The organism is Streptomyces sp. NPDC021100 (genome assembly GCF_044333095.1).
Classification (GTDB): Bacteria; Actinomycetota; Actinomycetes; order Streptomycetales; family Streptomycetaceae; genus Streptomyces.
Map to the genome: position 1 here is coordinate 76,399 of NZ_JBIRQH010000002.1, position 15,598 is coordinate 91,996.

16 protein-coding genes are annotated in these 15,598 nt (G+C 74.0%); 8 read left to right on the top strand and 8 right to left on the bottom strand.

The features are described 5' to 3' along the window. Positions 1–93: 93 nt before the first annotated feature. A complete protein-coding gene (locus ACH4PU_RS04010) occupies positions 94–573 on the top strand; it encodes a DUF5709 domain-containing protein (RefSeq protein ID WP_398265573.1) in 480 nt (159 codons plus the stop codon). Between the two features lie 24 nt (positions 574–597). On the opposite strand, the gene ACH4PU_RS04015 is transcribed toward ACH4PU_RS04010, so the two are convergent. Together ACH4PU_RS04015 and ACH4PU_RS04020 are read right to left on the bottom strand one after the other, a co-directional pair. Then, positions 598–1,404: an SDR family oxidoreductase gene (locus ACH4PU_RS04015; protein ID WP_398265576.1), complete on the bottom strand. Its 807-nt coding sequence runs from the start codon at positions 1,402–1,404 to the stop codon at positions 598–600. 226 nt (positions 1,405–1,630) lie between these two features. Beyond that, positions 1,631–1,828, bottom strand: coding sequence for a DUF2795 domain-containing protein (locus tag ACH4PU_RS04020; RefSeq protein WP_224347335.1), 198 nt, complete (start codon positions 1,826–1,828; stop codon positions 1,631–1,633). A 118-nt stretch (positions 1,829–1,946) separates the two neighbouring features. Here ACH4PU_RS04020 and ACH4PU_RS04025 point away from each other — a divergent pair, with 118 nt between their 5' ends. Continuing rightward, positions 1,947–3,002, top strand: a complete 1,056-nt coding sequence (locus ACH4PU_RS04025; protein WP_398265579.1) for an ABC transporter permease — start codon at positions 1,947–1,949, stop codon at positions 3,000–3,002. Positions 3,003–3,415: 413 nt separating this feature from the next. Next, positions 3,416–3,826 carry a hypothetical protein gene (locus ACH4PU_RS04030; protein ID WP_398265582.1) on the top strand — a complete coding sequence of 137 codons (411 nt, stop codon included), beginning with the start codon at positions 3,416–3,418 and terminating at the stop codon, positions 3,824–3,826. A gap of 171 nt (positions 3,827–3,997) precedes the next feature. Here ACH4PU_RS04030 and ACH4PU_RS04035 read toward each other — a convergent pair whose 3' ends face one another. Next, complete coding sequence (locus ACH4PU_RS04035; RefSeq protein ID WP_398265585.1) at positions 3,998–4,792, bottom strand: AraC family transcriptional regulator; 795 nt, start codon at positions 4,790–4,792, stop codon at positions 3,998–4,000. Positions 4,793–4,888: 96 nt separating this feature from the next. On the opposite strand from ACH4PU_RS04035, the gene ACH4PU_RS04040 reads away from it, so the two are divergent. Continuing rightward, entirely contained in the window at positions 4,889–5,953 is a 1,065-nt protein-coding gene (locus ACH4PU_RS04040) for a chitinase (RefSeq protein ID WP_398265588.1), read from the top strand. Positions 5,954–5,962: 9 nt separating this feature from the next. Here ACH4PU_RS04040 and ACH4PU_RS04045 read toward each other — a convergent pair whose 3' ends face one another. Both ACH4PU_RS04045 and ACH4PU_RS04050 read right to left on the bottom strand, forming a co-directional pair. Beyond that, positions 5,963–6,919, bottom strand: a complete 957-nt coding sequence (locus ACH4PU_RS04045; protein ID WP_398265591.1) for an aminoglycoside phosphotransferase family protein — start codon at positions 6,917–6,919, stop codon at positions 5,963–5,965. Between the two features lie 62 nt (positions 6,920–6,981). After that, a complete protein-coding gene (locus ACH4PU_RS04050) occupies positions 6,982–8,238 on the bottom strand; it encodes a benzoate/H(+) symporter BenE family transporter (protein ID WP_398265594.1) in 1,257 nt (418 codons plus the stop codon). A 200-nt stretch (positions 8,239–8,438) separates the two neighbouring features. Here ACH4PU_RS04050 and ACH4PU_RS04055 point away from each other — a divergent pair, with 200 nt between their 5' ends. From ACH4PU_RS04055 to dctA, 4 genes are all read left to right on the top strand, one after another. Further along, positions 8,439–9,011 carry a GNAT family N-acetyltransferase gene (locus tag ACH4PU_RS04055; RefSeq protein ID WP_398265597.1) on the top strand — a complete coding sequence of 191 codons (573 nt, stop codon included), beginning with the start codon at positions 8,439–8,441 and terminating at the stop codon, positions 9,009–9,011. A gap of 90 nt (positions 9,012–9,101) precedes the next feature. Further along, positions 9,102–9,983: a LysR family transcriptional regulator gene (locus ACH4PU_RS04060; protein WP_398265600.1), complete on the top strand. Its 882-nt coding sequence runs from the start codon at positions 9,102–9,104 to the stop codon at positions 9,981–9,983. A gap of 125 nt (positions 9,984–10,108) precedes the next feature. Beyond that, a complete protein-coding gene (locus ACH4PU_RS04065; protein ID WP_398265603.1) occupies positions 10,109–11,167 on the top strand; it encodes a tartrate dehydrogenase in 1,059 nt (352 codons plus the stop codon). Positions 11,168–11,216: 49 nt separating this feature from the next. After that, a complete protein-coding gene (dctA, locus tag ACH4PU_RS04070; protein WP_398265606.1) occupies positions 11,217–12,614 on the top strand; it encodes a C4-dicarboxylate transporter DctA in 1,398 nt (465 codons plus the stop codon). Here the strand turns inward: dctA and ACH4PU_RS04075 are convergent. The 3 genes from ACH4PU_RS04075 to ACH4PU_RS04085 are packed head-to-tail and all read right to left on the bottom strand — an operon-like array spanning position 12,566 to position 15,578. Next, positions 12,566–13,660 carry a FecCD family ABC transporter permease gene (locus ACH4PU_RS04075; RefSeq protein ID WP_398265609.1) on the bottom strand — a complete coding sequence of 365 codons (1,095 nt, stop codon included), beginning with the start codon at positions 13,658–13,660 and terminating at the stop codon, positions 12,566–12,568. The two genes, dctA and ACH4PU_RS04075, sit on opposite strands and share 49 nt — an antisense overlap. Then, the gene (locus ACH4PU_RS04080; protein ID WP_398265611.1) at positions 13,657–14,748 is read right to left on the bottom strand and encodes a FecCD family ABC transporter permease; all 1,092 of its coding nucleotides are present in this window, start codon (positions 14,746–14,748) and stop codon (positions 13,657–13,659) included. The genes ACH4PU_RS04075 and ACH4PU_RS04080 overlap by 4 nt, the downstream gene beginning before the upstream one ends. Further along, positions 14,745–15,578 carry a siderophore-interacting protein gene (locus tag ACH4PU_RS04085; protein ID WP_398265614.1) on the bottom strand — a complete coding sequence of 278 codons (834 nt, stop codon included), beginning with the start codon at positions 15,576–15,578 and terminating at the stop codon, positions 14,745–14,747. The genes ACH4PU_RS04080 and ACH4PU_RS04085 overlap by 4 nt, the downstream gene beginning before the upstream one ends. Positions 15,579–15,598 lie beyond the last annotated feature (20 nt).

Consider the following 15,598-nt stretch of genomic DNA (forward strand, 5'->3'; position numbering starts at 1 on the left):
CCCCGGCGTTTCCCCCGAGGAGCGCCGGGCAGCCGCACGGAGGAGACTGGAAGTGACGTCGCTGCGGGGCCGCGCGGGAGGAAGGAGCGCAGCATGTCCGACGACGCGATGGGTGACGAGGTCTACCAGCCGGTGCGTTCCGACACCCGGGACAACCCCGACGACCTGGACCTGGAGAACGCGCTCGACGGCGACGGCCTGGACGAGGTGCTCGACGAGGGCTGGTCGCCGCCGGAGAAGCCGCTGGCCGTGACCCACCACGGCACCACGGCCCGTGAGCAGCGCGAACGGGAGACCCTGGACCAGCGGCTCGCCGAGGAGGTGCCGGAGCCGGCCGTCCCCGACGGCGACGGCATCGGGGACGCGCCGCGCGACGGGGAGCCGATCGACGAGGAGGCCGGCGACGAGCGCGCCGGGCGGCTCACCGGAACGGCGGACCTGATGCCGCCGCGCATGAACGACATCTACGCGCGGGATGTCGGCGTCAACGGCGGGGCGGCCTCGGCCGAGGAGGCGGCGATGCACGTGGTGCCCGAGGAACCCGTCGTCCCGCCCGAGGAGTTCGAGGGCTGAGCTGCCGGACGGCACGTCCGGCCGTCAGACGCGCCGCCAGGAGTCGTCCTCCAGGTGCGACCCCGCCTGGGGCCCCATCCGCAGCATGCCGCCGTCCACGCTCCACGAGGCGCCGGTGACGTAGGCCGCCTCGCTCCCGCAGAGGAAGGCGATCACCGCGGCCACCTCCCGGGCGTCCCCCGGCCGTCCCGCCGGTACGCCGGGACGGTGGACCGTGTGCACGTCGACGTCCTCCTGGCCGGTCATAGGGGTGGCGATCTCACCGGGGGCGACGGCGTTGACGGTGATGCCGTGTTCGGCGAGTTCCAGGGCCATGACCTGGGTGAGCAGGCCGAGGCCGCCCTTGGCCGCGCAGTAGGGGGCGGCGCCGACGCGCGGCTGGTGTTCGTGGACGCTGGTCACGTTGACGATCCGGCCGCCGCCGCCCTGCCGGATCATCCGCCGTGCGGCGCGCTGGCCGCACAGGAACGGGCCGACGAGGTCGACGTCGAGCACCCGCCGGACGGTCTCCAGATCGAGGTCGAGGTAGGGCGTGGCCGTGCCGGTGCCGGCGTTGTTGACTAGGACGTCGATCCGGCCCAGTTCGTCGGCGAGGGCGTCGACGGCGTCGGCGGCCCCGGGCAGCAGGGTCAGGTCCATCCGGGCCAGGGCGGCGCGCCGCCCGTGGGCGCGGACCTCCTCGGCGGTGCGCTCGGCGCCCTTCCGGTCGCTGTGCCAGGTGATGCCGACGTCCAGGCCCTGCCGGGCCAGGTGGACGGCGGTGGCGCGGCCGATGCCGGAGTCGGCGCCTGTGACGACCGCGACGCGGGGGCCGGCCGTTTCGCTGCTCATCCACGGGCTCCTCTCGTGCGGGTGCGTCGCCTGCGAGCCGCCGGTCCGCGGCCGGGGCCCCGCGGGCGGGTACCCGGCAGGCGGGGCCGCACACGGGGTCCGGAGCGGGCGCCGGGGGGACCTCGGCACGACGCCCGCGCGCCGCCGGGCCGGGCCCGGGCCGTGGGAGGCGGCGGACCGGCCGCGGCGGCGCGCGGGCGAGGTTCCGGGGTAGGCCCCGGGCGGGCTATTTCTTCTTGGTGACGGCCTCGGTCACGGCCGCCGGCGAGTCGTACTCCTTCTTGGGCATGTTGCCGAGCGCCTCCAGGGTGGTCTTGTCCGCGCCCTTCTTCTTGGCGTGTTCGACGAGGGTTTCCTTGTCGGCGGGGTAGTGCATGCCGCCGAGGCTCTTCTGGAGCTCAATGGGGTTCGGCTTCGCTGTCATGGGCTCCGGGTACCCGTGGGACGCCAGGGGATGAGCGGGCGCCCGGGAATCACCCGGACGGCCGTGCTCCCGGAACCCCGCTGCGCCGTCCTCCGGCCCTCCGCATAAGGTGGCGATCATGGAAACGGAAGATCGGAATCCGCATACCCGGCCGGGCCCGTGGGAGCGCTTCCGGCGGTCCCCCTTCCTGCCGGCCACCGTGCTCGTCCTGATCATCTCGGCGGCGGCCGGCCTGTTCGCCGGTTCGTACACCTACGCCATGGCCAACCCCACCCCGCACCGCATCCCCACCGCCGTCACCGGGGTGCCCACCTCGGACGTCAAACGGGTCGAGTTCGTCCAGGGCATGGAACGCGCCCTCGACGCGTCGCTCGAACTGCACCACTACGACACCTACGCCGAGGCCCGGCGGGCCGTCGAGGAGCAGAAGGTGTACGCGATCCTGCGACCCCGGCCGCGCGGCGCGGCGCTGGACGTCTCGGGCGCCTCCGGCGCCACCGTCGCCCAGTTGCTGAGCGAGACCGCACCGAAGGTGGGGGACGCGATCGGGGTGCGGGTCGCCGTCACCGACATCAACCCGCTGCAGGAAGGCGACCCGCGCGGGCTGGCCCTCTTCTACATCTCGCTCGCGGCGGTGATCCTCGGCTTCGTCGGCGCCATCCAGCTCAGTGTCCACGCCCGCTCCCTCAACCCGGCCGAGCGCGTCGCCTTCACCCTCGCCTACTCGGCACTCGGCAGCTTCGCCATCGCCGCCATCGTGGACTGGGGGCTGGGCGCGCTGCGGCTGCCCTTCGGGGAGTCGTGGTTCATCCTCGGCCTGACCATGTTCACCAGCGGCATGTTCTTCACCATGTGCAACACCCTGTTCGGCCGGTGGGCGATGCTGCCGACGTGGGGCCTCATGGTGCTGCTGGGCAACCCCTCCTCCGGCGGCGCCGTCTCCTGGCCCCTCCTCCCCTCCCCCCTCGCCGAGATCGGCCGCTGGCTGCCGCCCGGAGCCTCCGTCAACGCCCAGCACACGGCCGTGTACTTCCGCGGCCACCAGCAGCTCTTCCCGTTCGCCGTACTGGCCGTCTGGGCGGCGGTCTCCACGGCGGTCTTCTGGGTCTGGCGCCACCGCCACCCGGGCGGCCGGGAGCTGGGCGACCGGCTGGTGGACGCACCGCAGTCCTGACCGTCCTCAGGGGCATGCCGAAGACGCGAAGGTCTCCGGGAGGTGGCTCCCGGAGACCGGCGAACGCCCGTGCTGAGCCGAGGTCAGGAGCCGTCGGCGTTGTCGGCGCCGTTCAGTCCGTTGTCGGCCTGCAGGTGGTGCACACCGGATCGAGCCGGAGACGGCGGTCAAGAAGGCCGCCCGCGACCGGGCCACCCGGGCCGTCGCGCACCGGGGCGCATCCGCGACCCGGCCGGTCCCGCGCTGTGACAGCTTTCGGGCGGGCGGGGGAAACGACCGGGGGGGAACCGCGGTGTGGCTTGTTTTCCGCCTGTACGACCTCGGCGGAGTGCCCCCAGGATTTCTCTCGCCTACCGGACGGCCGTCCTTCGAGGGCCGCAACCGATGACCGACTCGGGTAGCGAGGGGGACACATGCGCAGCGTACGCAAGAGGATGACATCGGCCGCCGCCGTGGCCGCCGCGGTGCTGGCCGCAGGCGGGGTCACCGCCCAGGCGCAGGCGTCGCCGGGCGGGGCGCTGGACCAGGGAGAAACCCACCGGACGGTGTGGACCAGCGACCGCTCGGGAGAGGTCCGGGTCAACTGGGAGTGGGCGAGTAACGGCAAGGGCAGCTATGACGGCCATTACTGGGGCAAGTTCTACGACCACAAGATGGACGGCAAGTACGTGGTCCTCCAGGCGAAGTGGGAGGGGCGGGGCTGGTTCACCGTTCAGTCCGCCCAGAACGGCGAAGGCTTCGACTCCCGTTTCCACGACATCAAGGGCCTGAACTTCCGTGCGTGTCTCCAAGGCGGAGGCACCTGCGGGGCCGCCGCCTGGTAGGAACGCGGCGCCCGGACGCGGGCGTCGTCCGGCGCCCGCTCCCCCGCCGCCCTGTCCCGTCCGGCTCTCGACCGCCTGACGCGGTCGTGCGCGTGCATGCGTAGAGTTCGGGTACGGAGGTCACCGGCGCGGTCTCCGCGCCCCCCGGCCCCGTCCGCGCCCGCCGCCGGCTCACGGCGGGAAGCGCGTCCGGTGGGCCCCCGGCGTGTGGCCGAAGGCCCGGCGGAAGACGTCGATGAAGGCGCTGCTCGACGCCCAGCCGCAGCGGCGGGCCACGGTGGAGACCGAGGCGCCCTCGGCCAGCAGGCGCAGGGCGTGGTGCAGCCGGACCTGGGTGCGCCACTGCGGGAAGCTCATGCCGAGTTCGGAGCGGAAGAGCCGGGTGAGGGTCCGTTCACCGGCGCCGAACGCCGCGCCGAGCTGGGCGAGGGTGCGGTGGTCGGCGGGGTCGTCGCGGAGGACGGCGCAGACCGCGGCCAGGCGGGGGTCCCGGGGAGCGGGGACGTGCAGGGGCTGTTCGTCGGAGCGGCGGAGCCGGTCGAGGAGGACGGCGCGCAGGCGGAGGCGTTCCGCCGTGGGGTCGGCGGGCTGCTCGGTGTAGGCGAGGATCAGTTCCCGCAGCAGCGGGCCGACGCCGATGACGGCCGGCCGGTCGAGGGCCAGCGGGTTGTCCTCCAGTGGCAGCCCGACCAGGTGGATCTCGGTGTCGCCGTACGCCCGGTGCTCGTGGACGGTGCCGGCGGGGATCCAGATCGCGCGGTTGCCGGGCGCGATCCAGCTGCCCGCGTCCGTCGTGACGGACAGCACGCCGCGGCCCGCGTAGACGATCTGGTGCTCGTCGTGCCGGTGGGCGTCGACCTCCGCCCCCGCGGGCAGGGGGCGGTGACCGGTGGTCGCGCGCGGCGTGTGCCGGACGCGGACGCCCCGCGCGCCCTCCTCGTCCCCCGGCGGTCTTGTCGTCGTCACCCCGGTCTCCCTTCTGGTCCAGACCTATTGACGAGTGTGGCGGGCGCTCCTACGTTCCCTGACACCCCACTCCCACCCCCCACTCAGGGAGCGAACGTGACCTCTCGAACCCTTGGGACGGTACGCCTGTCGGCCACCGTCCTGGCCCTGACGTGCGCCCTGCAACTGCCCGCCGCCGCGTCCCCGTCCGGCAGCACCTCGGAGGAGGTCTGCGCCACCAAGCCCAAGCCCGCCGGCCGCGTCCTCCAGGGCTACTGGGAGAACTGGGACGGCGCGGCCAACGGCGTCCACCCGCCGCTCGGCTGGATCCCGGTGACCGACGACCGGATCCGCGACCACGGCTACAACGTGCTGAACGCGGCGTTCCCGGTGATCCTCTCCGACGGTACGGCGCTGTGGGAGGACGGGATGGACGCCACGGTGAAGGTCCCGACCCCGGCGGAGATGTGCAAGGCCAAGGCGGCCGGGGCGACGGTGCTGCTGTCCATCGGCGGCGCGGCGGCCGGCATCGACCTCAACTCGTCGGCCGTGGCGGACCGGTTCGTGGAGACGGTCGTGCCGATCCTGAAGAAGTACAACTTCGACGGCATCGACATCGACATCGAGACGGGCCTCACGGGCGGCGGCGACATCACCCGCCCGTCCGCCTCCCAGGCCAACCTCATGCGGATCATCGACGGCGTACTGGCCCGGATGCCCGACGGCTTCGGGCTGACGATGGCGCCCGAGACGGCGTACGTGACGGGCGGCAGCGTGACGTACGGCTCCATCTGGGGCGCCTACCTGCCGATCGTGAAGAAGTACGCGGACAACGGCCGGCTGTGGTGGCTCAACATGCAGTACTACAACGGGAACATGTACGGCTGCTCCGGCGACTCCTACTCCGCCGGGACGGTCGAGGGGTTCACCGCGCAGACCGACTGCCTCGACCGGGGCCTGGCCGTCCAGGGCACCACCATCAGGGTGCCCTACGACAAGCAGGTCCCCGGCCTGCCGGCGCAGCCGGGCGCCGGGGGCGGGTACATGGCGCCCGGTCAGGTGGCGCAGGCGTGGCGCCCCTACGACGGCCGGCTCAAAGGGCTGATGACCTGGTCCGTCAACTGGGACGGGTCGAAGGGGTGGACGTTCGGCGACAACGTCAAGGCGCTGCAGGGCCGTTGACGTCCCGCCCTACAGGAGATCGGCCGTCAGCGGGGTGCGGTCCCGCCACATCGCCACCATCGGCTCCAGCACCGGCGCCAGTTCGGGCATCCGCGGGACGACGCCGAGCGCCGACACCGTCTGGAGCAGCCGCGCCCCCTCCATGACGTGCAGCAGCGCGCGGTCGACGGGAACGCCGCCCGCGCGCTCGTACGCCTCGACGCCGAGGGGGCCGACGAGGGTCAGGTCCCACTCGACGGGTCCGCGCGTCGCGTCCTCGAAGTCGCTGAAGCGGTGGCCCTCGGCGGTGCGCAGGACGTTGTACGCCGGGGAGTCGCCGTGCAGGGCCTGGAGGCGGGCGCCCGGGAAGCGGGCGGGCAGGTCGCGGACCAGGCTTTCCAGTGCGGCGTACTCGGCCTCGGCGCGGTCGAGGTCGGCCGTCGTGAGCGTCTGCGGTTCCTTGCGCAGGGCCTCCAGCGCGGAGCCGATCGCCGGGACGAGCGGGGCGAGGACGGGCAGCTCGCCGGGGTAGTCGGCGAGGTGCCGGTGCAACTCGGCCGCCCAGGCGGTCTGTTCGGTGAAGCGTGCCTGGAGGGCCTCGGCGTCGTCCTGCGGGAGGTCGGCGAGGCGGTCGGTCTCGGTGACGAACTCCCAGAAGGTGAGCGACGTTCCGTCGATCTCCACGGGCTCGCGGGGCACCAGCGGGCTGGGTCCGACGACGGGGACGCCCCGGTCGGCCAGCCAGCCGGTCACCGCCAGTTCGCGCCGCTGTTTGGCCGGCAGCTCGTCGGGCGGCGTGAGGGCCAGGGACGGGACGCGCACCACGACCGGGTCCGGCGCCAGGTGCACCAGGACGTTGAAGACGTCGTGCAGGACGCGGGGTTCGTCGGCACGCAGGCCGAGCCGGCGGCCGGCCCGGGTCGCGAGGTCCACGGCGCGCCGGGCGCGGTCGCTGAGGGCGGTGTCGCGGGAATGCGGGTTCACCATGAAGATGATCTTGCCTGGTGGGCGAGCCGGTTGTCGACGCCGTTTCCCGGCCCGGCCCCGGCTCAGGCGGCCGCGCCCCGCCGCCGGTACGTCAGCACGAGGTGTGCGCCCATGCCCAGGATCAGTCCCCAGAAGGCGGATCCGATGCCGAGGAGGGTGACGCCGGAGGCCGTGGCCAGGAAGGTGACGAGGGTCGCCTCCCGGTCGTCGGCGTCCTGGACGGCGCCGGTCAGGCCGCCGGACAGGGCCCCGAGGAGGGCCACGCCGGCGACCGCGGCGACCAGTTCCTTGGGCAGGCCGGCGAAGAACACCACGAGCGTCGCCCCGAAGACGCCGATGAGCAGGTAGAACACCCCGCAGGCGACGCCCGCGACATAGCGCCGGCGCGGGTCCCGGTGGGCCTCGGGGCCGGTGCAGATGGCGGCGGTGATCGCCGCGAGGTTGACGGCGTGCGAGCCGAAGGGGGCGAGCAGGGTGGAGACCGCGCCGGTGGTGCCGATCAGCAGGCGGTCGTCGGGCCGGTAGCCGGACGCGGTGAGGACGGCCATGCCGGGGGCGTTCTGCGAGGCCAGCGTCGCGATGGTGAGGGGGACGGCGATGCCGATGAGGGACGCGGCGGAGAAGTGCGGCGCGGTCGGTACCGGGTGGGCGAACTCGATCCCGTTCAGGTGGACGTCGAGGCGGGAGTCGGCGGCGGCGCAGACCACGCCGACCGCCAGGGCCGCCAGGACGGCGTAGCGCGGCAGCCACCGCTTGGCGAGGAGGTAGGCGAGGAGGACGGAGCCGGCGACGAGGGGCGCGGTCTTCAGCGAGGTGAACACCCCGACGCCGAAGGGGAAGAGGATGCCCGCGAGCATGGCGGAGACGACGGCGGCCGGCACCCGGCGTATGAGCCGGCCGAACACGCCGGTCAGCCCGGCGACGGTGATCGCCACTCCGGTGACCAGGAACGCGCCGATCGCCTCCGGATAGGAGTACGCGCCCAGTCCGGTCACCAGGAGGGCCGCGCCGGGCGTGGACCAGGCGGTGATGACGGGCGTCCGGGTCCACAGGCTCAACCCGAGGCAGGTGAGGCCACTGCCGAGGGAGATCGCCCAGACCCACGAGCCGGTCTGCGCGGTGTCCAGGTGTCCGGCCCGGGCGGCGGTGAGGACGATGGCGAGCGGGCCCGAGTACGACACCACGACGGCCACGAGCCCGGCGAGCACGGCGGAGACGGAGGCGTCGCGCAGGAGGCGCGGCCGTTCGGGCGGTGCCGCCCCGGACGTGCCGTCCTGGGCGGCGGCGGGATCGGTGGAGCTGCTGGTGCCCGAGGTCATGGGGGGTCCTCTTCTGTCACGGGCCCCCGACGGTATAGCGCCGACGATCAAGCTTCCACCCTGTTCAAGGCGGCAGCGGGGAAGGGGACTTCACACGCGCGCCGTCCGGCGGCCGCCCCGGGCGGCACCCTCACCCACCCTCAACATCGACTTAGGTTAGGCTGACCTAACCCGCAGTCGGCGACAGGAAAGGTGCCACCGTGACGACGGCGTTCCCCCACGAGGTCCGTCCCCCGGTCCTCACGCCCCTCGGTGAACGCGACCCGGTCCGCGTCCGTGCGGCCCGGCCGGCCGACGCCGCCGCGCTGTACGCGCTCTCCGAGCCGTTCATGCGCTCGGGCGCGCTCCGCCGGCGCGCCCGGCGGCTCTACGAGCTGACGGCGGACCAGTTCCTGGTGGCGGTGGACATGGACGGGACACCGGAGGGCTGTGTGGCCCTGCGCACCTATCCGGACGAACCGGCCGCCGTCCTGCACAACTTCTGCGTCCGGGCCGACCGGCAGCGGTGCGGCGTGGGCTCGCGGCTGCTGGCCGCCCTGCTGGCCGAGGCCGCCGCCCGTTCGGCGAGCGAGGTCTTCGCGGCCACGACCGGCGGCGGGCGGTCGTTCCTCCGCGCCGGCTTCCGGGAGACCGACGCCTCCGCGGCGCCCCGGGTATGGGCCGCCGCGCTGGACCCGGCACGCGGCTCGCGGATCTTCGTACGGGACCGGCCCTTCACGGAGAGCGGTCCCGGCCCGTGGAGCCGGCCGGAGCACGCCGGCACCAGGTGGTGAGGAGGCGGCCGGACGCCCGGCGGCCCGGACCGCGTACGCTGCGCACGCGGCGGCCCCCGGAAGCCGCCCGGTGGGGAGCGGAGGTGGAGGGTGGACGTCCGGCAGCTGGAGTATTTCCTGGCGGTCGTCGACCGCGGCGGATTCAGCCGGGCCGCCTCGGCGCTCTACGTGTCGCAGCCGTCGCTGTCCCAGGCCGTCCGGACGCTGGAGCGGGACCTGGGCGCGGAGTTGTTCCACCGGATCGGGCGCCGCGTGGTGCTGACGGAGGCGGGCAGGGCACTGATCGGGCCGGCCCGTGGAGCCGTGCGGAGCCTGGAGACTGCGCGCGCGAGCGTGACGTCCGTGCGCGAACTCCGCTCGGGGCGGCTGGACATCGCGGCGATGCCGTCCCAGGCGGTCGAACCGCTCACCACACTGATGCGTTCCTATGCCGAGCGGTACCCCGGCGTGGTGGTCACGGTCGCAGCGGCCTTCACCGCCCGCGACGTCGTCGAGGCCGTGCGGACGGGGGCCGCGGAACTGGGCCTGCTCGCGTCGGCCGGTGCCGGGCCGGACGCCGAGGTCCGCTCGCAGGTGCTGGGCGAGCAGCGGTTCGTGCTGCTGGCCCCGCCCGGAGGGCCCTTCGCCGGCCGGAAGAGCGTGCGGTGCGAGGAACTGTCGGGTCGGCGGCTGATCGTGGGGCAGCCGGGGACGGGGATGCGTGCGTACGTCGACTCCCTGCGGGAGCAGGGTGTCGACTTCGCCGTGACGGCCGAGACCGGGCACCGGGTGGCTCTGCTGCCGCTGGTGCTGGCCGGGGTCGGGCTCGCGGTCGTGACCGAGGCGTGGCGGGACATCGCCCGGCGGACGGGGGCCGACGTCCTGGACATCGAACCCGCGACCGCGCTGCGGGTGTCGCTCGTGAGCCGGCGCGGAACCCTCTCCCCCGCCGCCGCGGCGTTCTGGTCGGCGGCCATGCCCAGCGGCCGCTGACGCCCACCGCCGGACAGGCGCCGCTCGTACGGGCAGGCGCTCGTCCTACGGATAGGCACCGCTTATAAGACGCATCCGGTTTGCGTCTTGGACGCCCTCCCGGTCCCGTTGCTGCAATCGACGGCATGACGAACCACCGCATCGCCCTGATCCCCGGCGACGGCATCGGCGCCGAGGTGCTGCCCGCCGCCCGCCGGGTCCTCGACGTCGTCGCCGGCCGCCACGGCATCGGCCTGACGTACACGTCGTACGACGACTGGTCGTGTGAGCGGTACCTGCGCGAGGGCGCGATGATGCCGGCCGACGGCCTCGACCGGCTCCGTGACAAGGACGCGATCCTGCTGGGCGCGGTCGGCCACCCCGGAGTGCCCGACCACGTCTCGCTGTGGGGCCTGCTGATCCCCATCCGGCGCGGCTTCCGGCAGTACGTGAACCTGCGGCCCGTCCGGGTCTTCGACGGCGTCGACAGCCCGGTGCGCGGCGCGCGCCCCGGCGAGGTCGACTTCGTCGTCGTGCGGGAGAACGTGGAGGGCGAGTACAGCGAGGTCGGCGGCCGGTTCCACAAGGGTCTCCCGGACGAGACGGCCGTCCAGGAGGCCGTGTTCACCCGGCCGGGCGTCACCCGCGTGCTGGACTACGCGTTCGGTCTCGCCGCGCGGCGCGGCGGCCGGCTGACCTCCGCGACGAAGTCCAACGGCATCGTGCACACCATGCCGTTCTGGGACGAGCTCGTCGCCGAGCGGGCCGCCGCGTTCCCGGGGGTCGCCTGGGACAGCGAGCACATCGACGCGCTCGCGGCCAAGTTCGTCCTCGAACCGGGCCGGTTCGACGTCGTGGTCGCCTCCAACCTCTTCGGCGACATCCTCAGCGACCTGGCGGCCGCGGTCGCCGGGTCCATCGGCATCGCTCCGGCGGCCAACCTCGACCCGGAGCGGGAGTTCCCGTCGATGTTCGAGCCGGTGCACGGCTCGGCGCCCGACATCGCCGGGCGGGGGATCGCCAATCCGCTGGGCGCGATCGGGGCGGCCGCGATGATGCTCGACCACCTCGGCCACCCGGCCGCGGCCAAAAACGTCATGGACGCCATCGTCTCGGTCCTGGCCGGGACCGACGTCCGGACCCCCGACCTGGGCGGCACCGCGACGACCGCCGAGTTCACCGACAGGCTGCTCGCGCTCCTCTGAGCCGTCGCAGCCTCCCGGTCGCGTCCGTTCCCCGACGAGGAGAAACGCCATGGCAGCACCCGCGCCCCCCGCGCCGGCCCCGGCCGGCGCCGCCCGACGGCCCTGGTACGGACAGCTCTACCTGTGGGTCGTGACCGCGATCGCCGCCGGCGCCCTCACCGGGTGGCTGTGGCCCTCCGTCGGCACCGCGCTGGAGCCCCTCGGCACCACCTTCCTCGCGGCGGTCAAGATGCTCATCGCCCCGATCGTCTTCCTGACCGTCGTGGGAGGCATCGGCGGGGTCGACAGTCTCGGCCGGGTGGGCCGCGTGGGACTGAAATCGCTGCTCTACTTCCAGGCGGGCACCCTCGCCGCGCTCCTCGTGGGTCTGATCGCCGTCAACGTCTTCCAGCCCGGTGCCGGTGTGCACGCGGACCCCGGCGACCTCCACCTGACGGGCGCCGCCCGGCAGTACGTGAAGGAGGGGGAGAACCAGGGCTGGTGGCACTTCCTGACCGGCCTCGTGCCGACCAGTGCCGTCGGCGCCTTCGCCGAAGGCGACATCCTCCGGGTCCTCTTCTTCTCCGTGCTCTTCGGCGTCGCGCTGAAGGCGGTGGGTCCCCTCGGCGAGCCGCTCGTCGACGGCGTCCACCGGCTCACCGCCGTCGTCTTCAAGGTCCTGCACTACGTCATGCTGGCGGCCCCGGTGGGCGCGTTCGGCGCCATGGCGTTCACCGTCGGCAAGTACGGCGTCTCCACCCTCACCGGCCTCGGCAGACTCATGGGGCTCATGTACGGCGCGTCCGCGTTCTTCGTCATCGTCGTCCTCGGGGCCGTCACCGCCGCCCTCAAGGTCAATGTCTTCCGGCTCCTGCGCTACCTGCGGGAGGAGTTCGTCCTCGTCCTGGGCACCTCCTCCTCGGAAAGCGCCCTGCCCCGGCTGATGACGAAACTCGAAGGGCTCGGCATCCGCCGCGACATCGTCGGCCTGACCGTACCGGCCGGCTACTCGTTCAACCTCGACGGCAGCTCCCTCTACCTGTCGCTGGCCGCCGTCTACATCGCCCAGGCCACCGACACGCCCCTGGGCGTCGGCCGGCAACTCGGCCTGCTGGCCGTCATGCTCCTCACCTCGAAGGGGTCCGGCGGTGTCACCGGCGCCGGCTTCGTCGCCCTCGCCGCCACCCTCTCCGCGGTGGGTACGGTCCCGGCGGCGGGGATCATGCTCGTCTTCGGCATCGACAGGTTCCTGTCCGAGTGCCGGGCTCTGACCAACCTCGCCGGCAACAGCGTCGCCACCCTCGTCGTCGCCCGCTGGGAGAACGCCCTCGACACCGCGCGCGTCGACGAGGTCCTGCGCGGCCGCGCACCGGAGTCCGGGCAGGGCCGGGATGCCGGTGCGGGCCCGGCTCGGCCCGCTCAGCCCTGCCCGGACCGCCACTGCCGGGCCAGCACCCACACCAGGTAGCAGCCGCCGACGACGCCCGTCAGCACCCCGACGGGCAACTGCGTGGGTGCCAGCATCCGTTGCGCGGCGAGGTCGCTGAGCGACAGCAGCAGGGCGCCCATCACCGTGGACGCGAGCAGGTTGGGGCCGGTGGCCCGGGTGAGCCGGCGGACGACCTGGGGGGCGACCAGGGCGACGAACGGGACGGGCCCGGCGACGGCCGTGGACAGCGCCGTCAGCCCGACGCCGACGACGAGGGCGCCGGAGGCGACGCGCTGGACGGGCACCCCGAGCGCGGCGGCCGTGTCCTCGCCCATCTCCAGCATCCGCAGCGGCCGGCCGAGCAGCACGGCCGCCGGCCCGAGGACGGCCAGCGTCGCCACCATCGTCCAGACATGTTCCCAGCCGCGGCCGTTGAGGCTGCCGGTGAGCCAGACCTGGGCGCTCTGCGCGTCGTTGAAGGAGGCGCGCGCGATCAGGTAGGCGTTGGCGGCGGACAGCAGGGAGCTGACGCCGATGCCCACGAGGATCAGCCGGTAACCGGCCGCGCCACCCCGCCAGGCGAGCAGGTAGACGGCGGCGCTGGTGACCGCGCAGCCGACGACGGATCCGGCGGCGACGGAGGCCGCGCCGGCGCCGAGCACCAGGATGGTGACGAGGGCGCCGGTGGCGGAGCCGACCGTGAAGCCGATGACGTCGGGGCTGCCGAGCGGGTTGCGGGCGACGGTCTGGAAGAGGGCGCCGGACAGTCCCAGGGCGGCGCCGACCAGCAGCGCGGTCAGCAGCCGGGGCAGCCGGAGCTCGCCCACGATGTAGTCCGCGCCGGGGACGTTCTCGCCGGCCAGCACCTTCAGCACGTCGGGCACGGGGACGTGGAAGTCGCCCGTGGTCAGCGTCCAGACGCCGATGACGGCGGCGGCCAGCGCGAGGAGGGCGCCGACGGCGGTGGCGCGCGGGTCCCAGCGCACCGACAGGGTCCTGCCGGGTCCCGGCAGGCGCAGGGCGCGCGGCCGGTGCCGCGGCGCCGGGCCGGCGGCGGGGCGCGCGGGCGTGGTGCTGCTGGTCACAGTTGGGTGATCCTCTTGCGGCGGACGAGGGCGATGAACAGGGGCGCTCCGAGGAACGCGGTGACGACGCCCGCCTCCAGCTCCTCGTTGGCCAGCACGACGCGGCCGACGATGTCGGCGGCGAGCAGCAGGGCCGCGGCGAGGACGGCGCTGTAGGGCAGCAGCCAGCGCTGGTCGGGGCCGGTGATCAGCCGGGCGAGGTGCGGAACGGCCAGTCCGACGAAGGCGATCGGGCCGACGGCGGCGGTGGCCGCGCCGCACAGCAGGGTGATCGCCGCCATGGTCGCGAACTGGGTGCGGCCCGGGTGGGCGCCCAGCGACCGGGCGGTGTCCTCGCCGAGCGCGATGGCGTTCAGCGGCCGGGCCAGCAGGGCGGCCAGCAGGGCGCCGGCGCCCAGGAAGGGCAGCACCTGGACGAGGACCGAGCCCGGCTGCCCGGCGAGCGTGCCGATCTGCCAGAACCGGAACTTGTTGAGGCTGAGCGGGTCCAGCAGGATCAGCCCGTTGACGACGGCGGTGAGCACGGCGGAGACGGCCGTCCCCGCGAGCGCCAGCCGGACGGGCGTGGCCCGCGACCGGCCGCGGGTGCCCAGCAGGTAGACGGCGGCGGCGGCGACGGCCGCGCCGAGCAGGGCCGCCCAGACGTAGGCGGAGAAGGAGCCGAGGTCGAGCAGGGCGGTGGAGCCCGCGACGGCGGCGGCCGCGCCCGCGTTGACGCCCAGCAGGCCGGGGTCGGCCAGCGGGTTGCGGGTGAGGGCCTGCATCAGGGCGCCGGCCAGGCCGAGGGACGCGCCGATGACGATGCCGAACAGGCTGCGCGGCAGCCGGGAGGTGCGGACGACGATCCAGTCGTCGCTCCGCGGGTCCCGGGTCAGCAGCGCGTGGACGACGTCGCCGGGCGCGATGCTCTTGGCGCCGATGCCGATGCCGAGGACGGCCAGGACGAGGACGAGGCCGGCGCAGACCAGCAGCCCGGCGGCCCGCCGGGCGTGCCAGGCACGCCCGGCCCGGGGCGGCACGGGGGCGGGAGCGGGCGGGGACGACGAGGGCGAGGGTGAGCCGGTGACGGCCGGGGCGGTCGTGCTCACGCGTGCTCGTGCTCTTCGTCCTCGTGGTGGTCGTGGTTCTCCACGCCGCGCTTCCAGTAACCGTCCACGTCCACCTGCTCCTTGGCCAGGCCGAGGTCGCGGCGCAGGTAGCGGCGGATGGGCTTGAGGCTGGTGGCCTCGCCGGCGACCCAGGCGAAGCCGAGGCCGTCGGTGGGGAGTTCGGCGGCGCGGATGGCGCGTTCGATGAGGTCGCTGTGGCCGGCCGGGGTGGTGCCGCGGTGCAGCCAGGTCAGCGAGAGGTCGGTGGCGGTGCGGAAGGTCTGCTCGTCCTCCGGGCCGGGGACCTCGGCGAAGGCGATGACGCGGACGCCGGCGGGGAGCTTCTCCAGCCAGCGGCCGAGGGCCGGGAGGGCGGTCTCCTCGGCGGCCAGCAGATACCAGTCGTGGACCATCGGCAGCACCTCGGAGCCGCGCGGGCCGAGGACGCCGAGCCGCATGCCGGGCCGGGCCCGCTCGGCCCAGGAGGAGCCGACGCCGCTGCCGTGCAGGACCATGTCGACGTCCAGCTCGCGGGCGTCGCGGCGGTAGTGACGGACCGTGTAGTCGCGGGTGATGGGCTCCAAGGGAGCGTCCATCCAGGTGTCGTTCACGACGACCGGCTCGACGGGGAGTTCGGCGCCGTCGTGGGCGAAGCAGAGCTTCACGTGGTCGGTGGGCGCCTGCTCGCAGAACCCGTCGAGGTCGGGGCCGCCGAGGGTGACGCGGACGGTGGAGGGGGTGATCCGGTCGACCTTCCGCACTTCCAGCAAGCGGTACTTGAGGGGGTGGCGGACGATGCGCATGCGCGGGAGCAGCGTGTCGGTGGTCATCGATCATCCCTATCCGGTCG

Bases quoted from the DNA above. Each gene is read 5' to 3' on its own strand.
- ACH4PU_RS04010 (WP_398265573.1), top strand. From the start codon at position 94: ATGTCCGACGACGCGATGGGTGACGAGGTCTACCAGCCGGTGCGTTCC.
- ACH4PU_RS04015 (WP_398265576.1), bottom strand. From the start codon at position 1,404: ATGAGCAGCGAAACGGCCGGCCCCCGCGTCGCGGTCGTCACAGGCGCC.
- ACH4PU_RS04020 (WP_224347335.1), bottom strand. From the start codon at position 1,828: ATGACAGCGAAGCCGAACCCCATTGAGCTCCAGAAGAGCCTCGGCGGC.
- ACH4PU_RS04025 (WP_398265579.1), top strand. From the start codon at position 1,947: ATGGAAACGGAAGATCGGAATCCGCATACCCGGCCGGGCCCGTGGGAG.
- ACH4PU_RS04030 (WP_398265582.1), top strand. From the start codon at position 3,416: ATGCGCAGCGTACGCAAGAGGATGACATCGGCCGCCGCCGTGGCCGCC.
- ACH4PU_RS04045 (WP_398265591.1), bottom strand. From the start codon at position 6,919: ATGGTGAACCCGCATTCCCGCGACACCGCCCTCAGCGACCGCGCCCGG.
- ACH4PU_RS04050 (WP_398265594.1), bottom strand. From the start codon at position 8,238: ATGACCTCGGGCACCAGCAGCTCCACCGATCCCGCCGCCGCCCAGGAC.
- ACH4PU_RS04065 (WP_398265603.1), top strand. From the start codon at position 10,109: ATGACGAACCACCGCATCGCCCTGATCCCCGGCGACGGCATCGGCGCC.
- dctA (WP_398265606.1), top strand. From the start codon at position 11,217: ATGGCAGCACCCGCGCCCCCCGCGCCGGCCCCGGCCGGCGCCGCCCGA.
- ACH4PU_RS04085 (WP_398265614.1), bottom strand. From the start codon at position 15,578: ATGACCACCGACACGCTGCTCCCGCGCATGCGCATCGTCCGCCACCCC.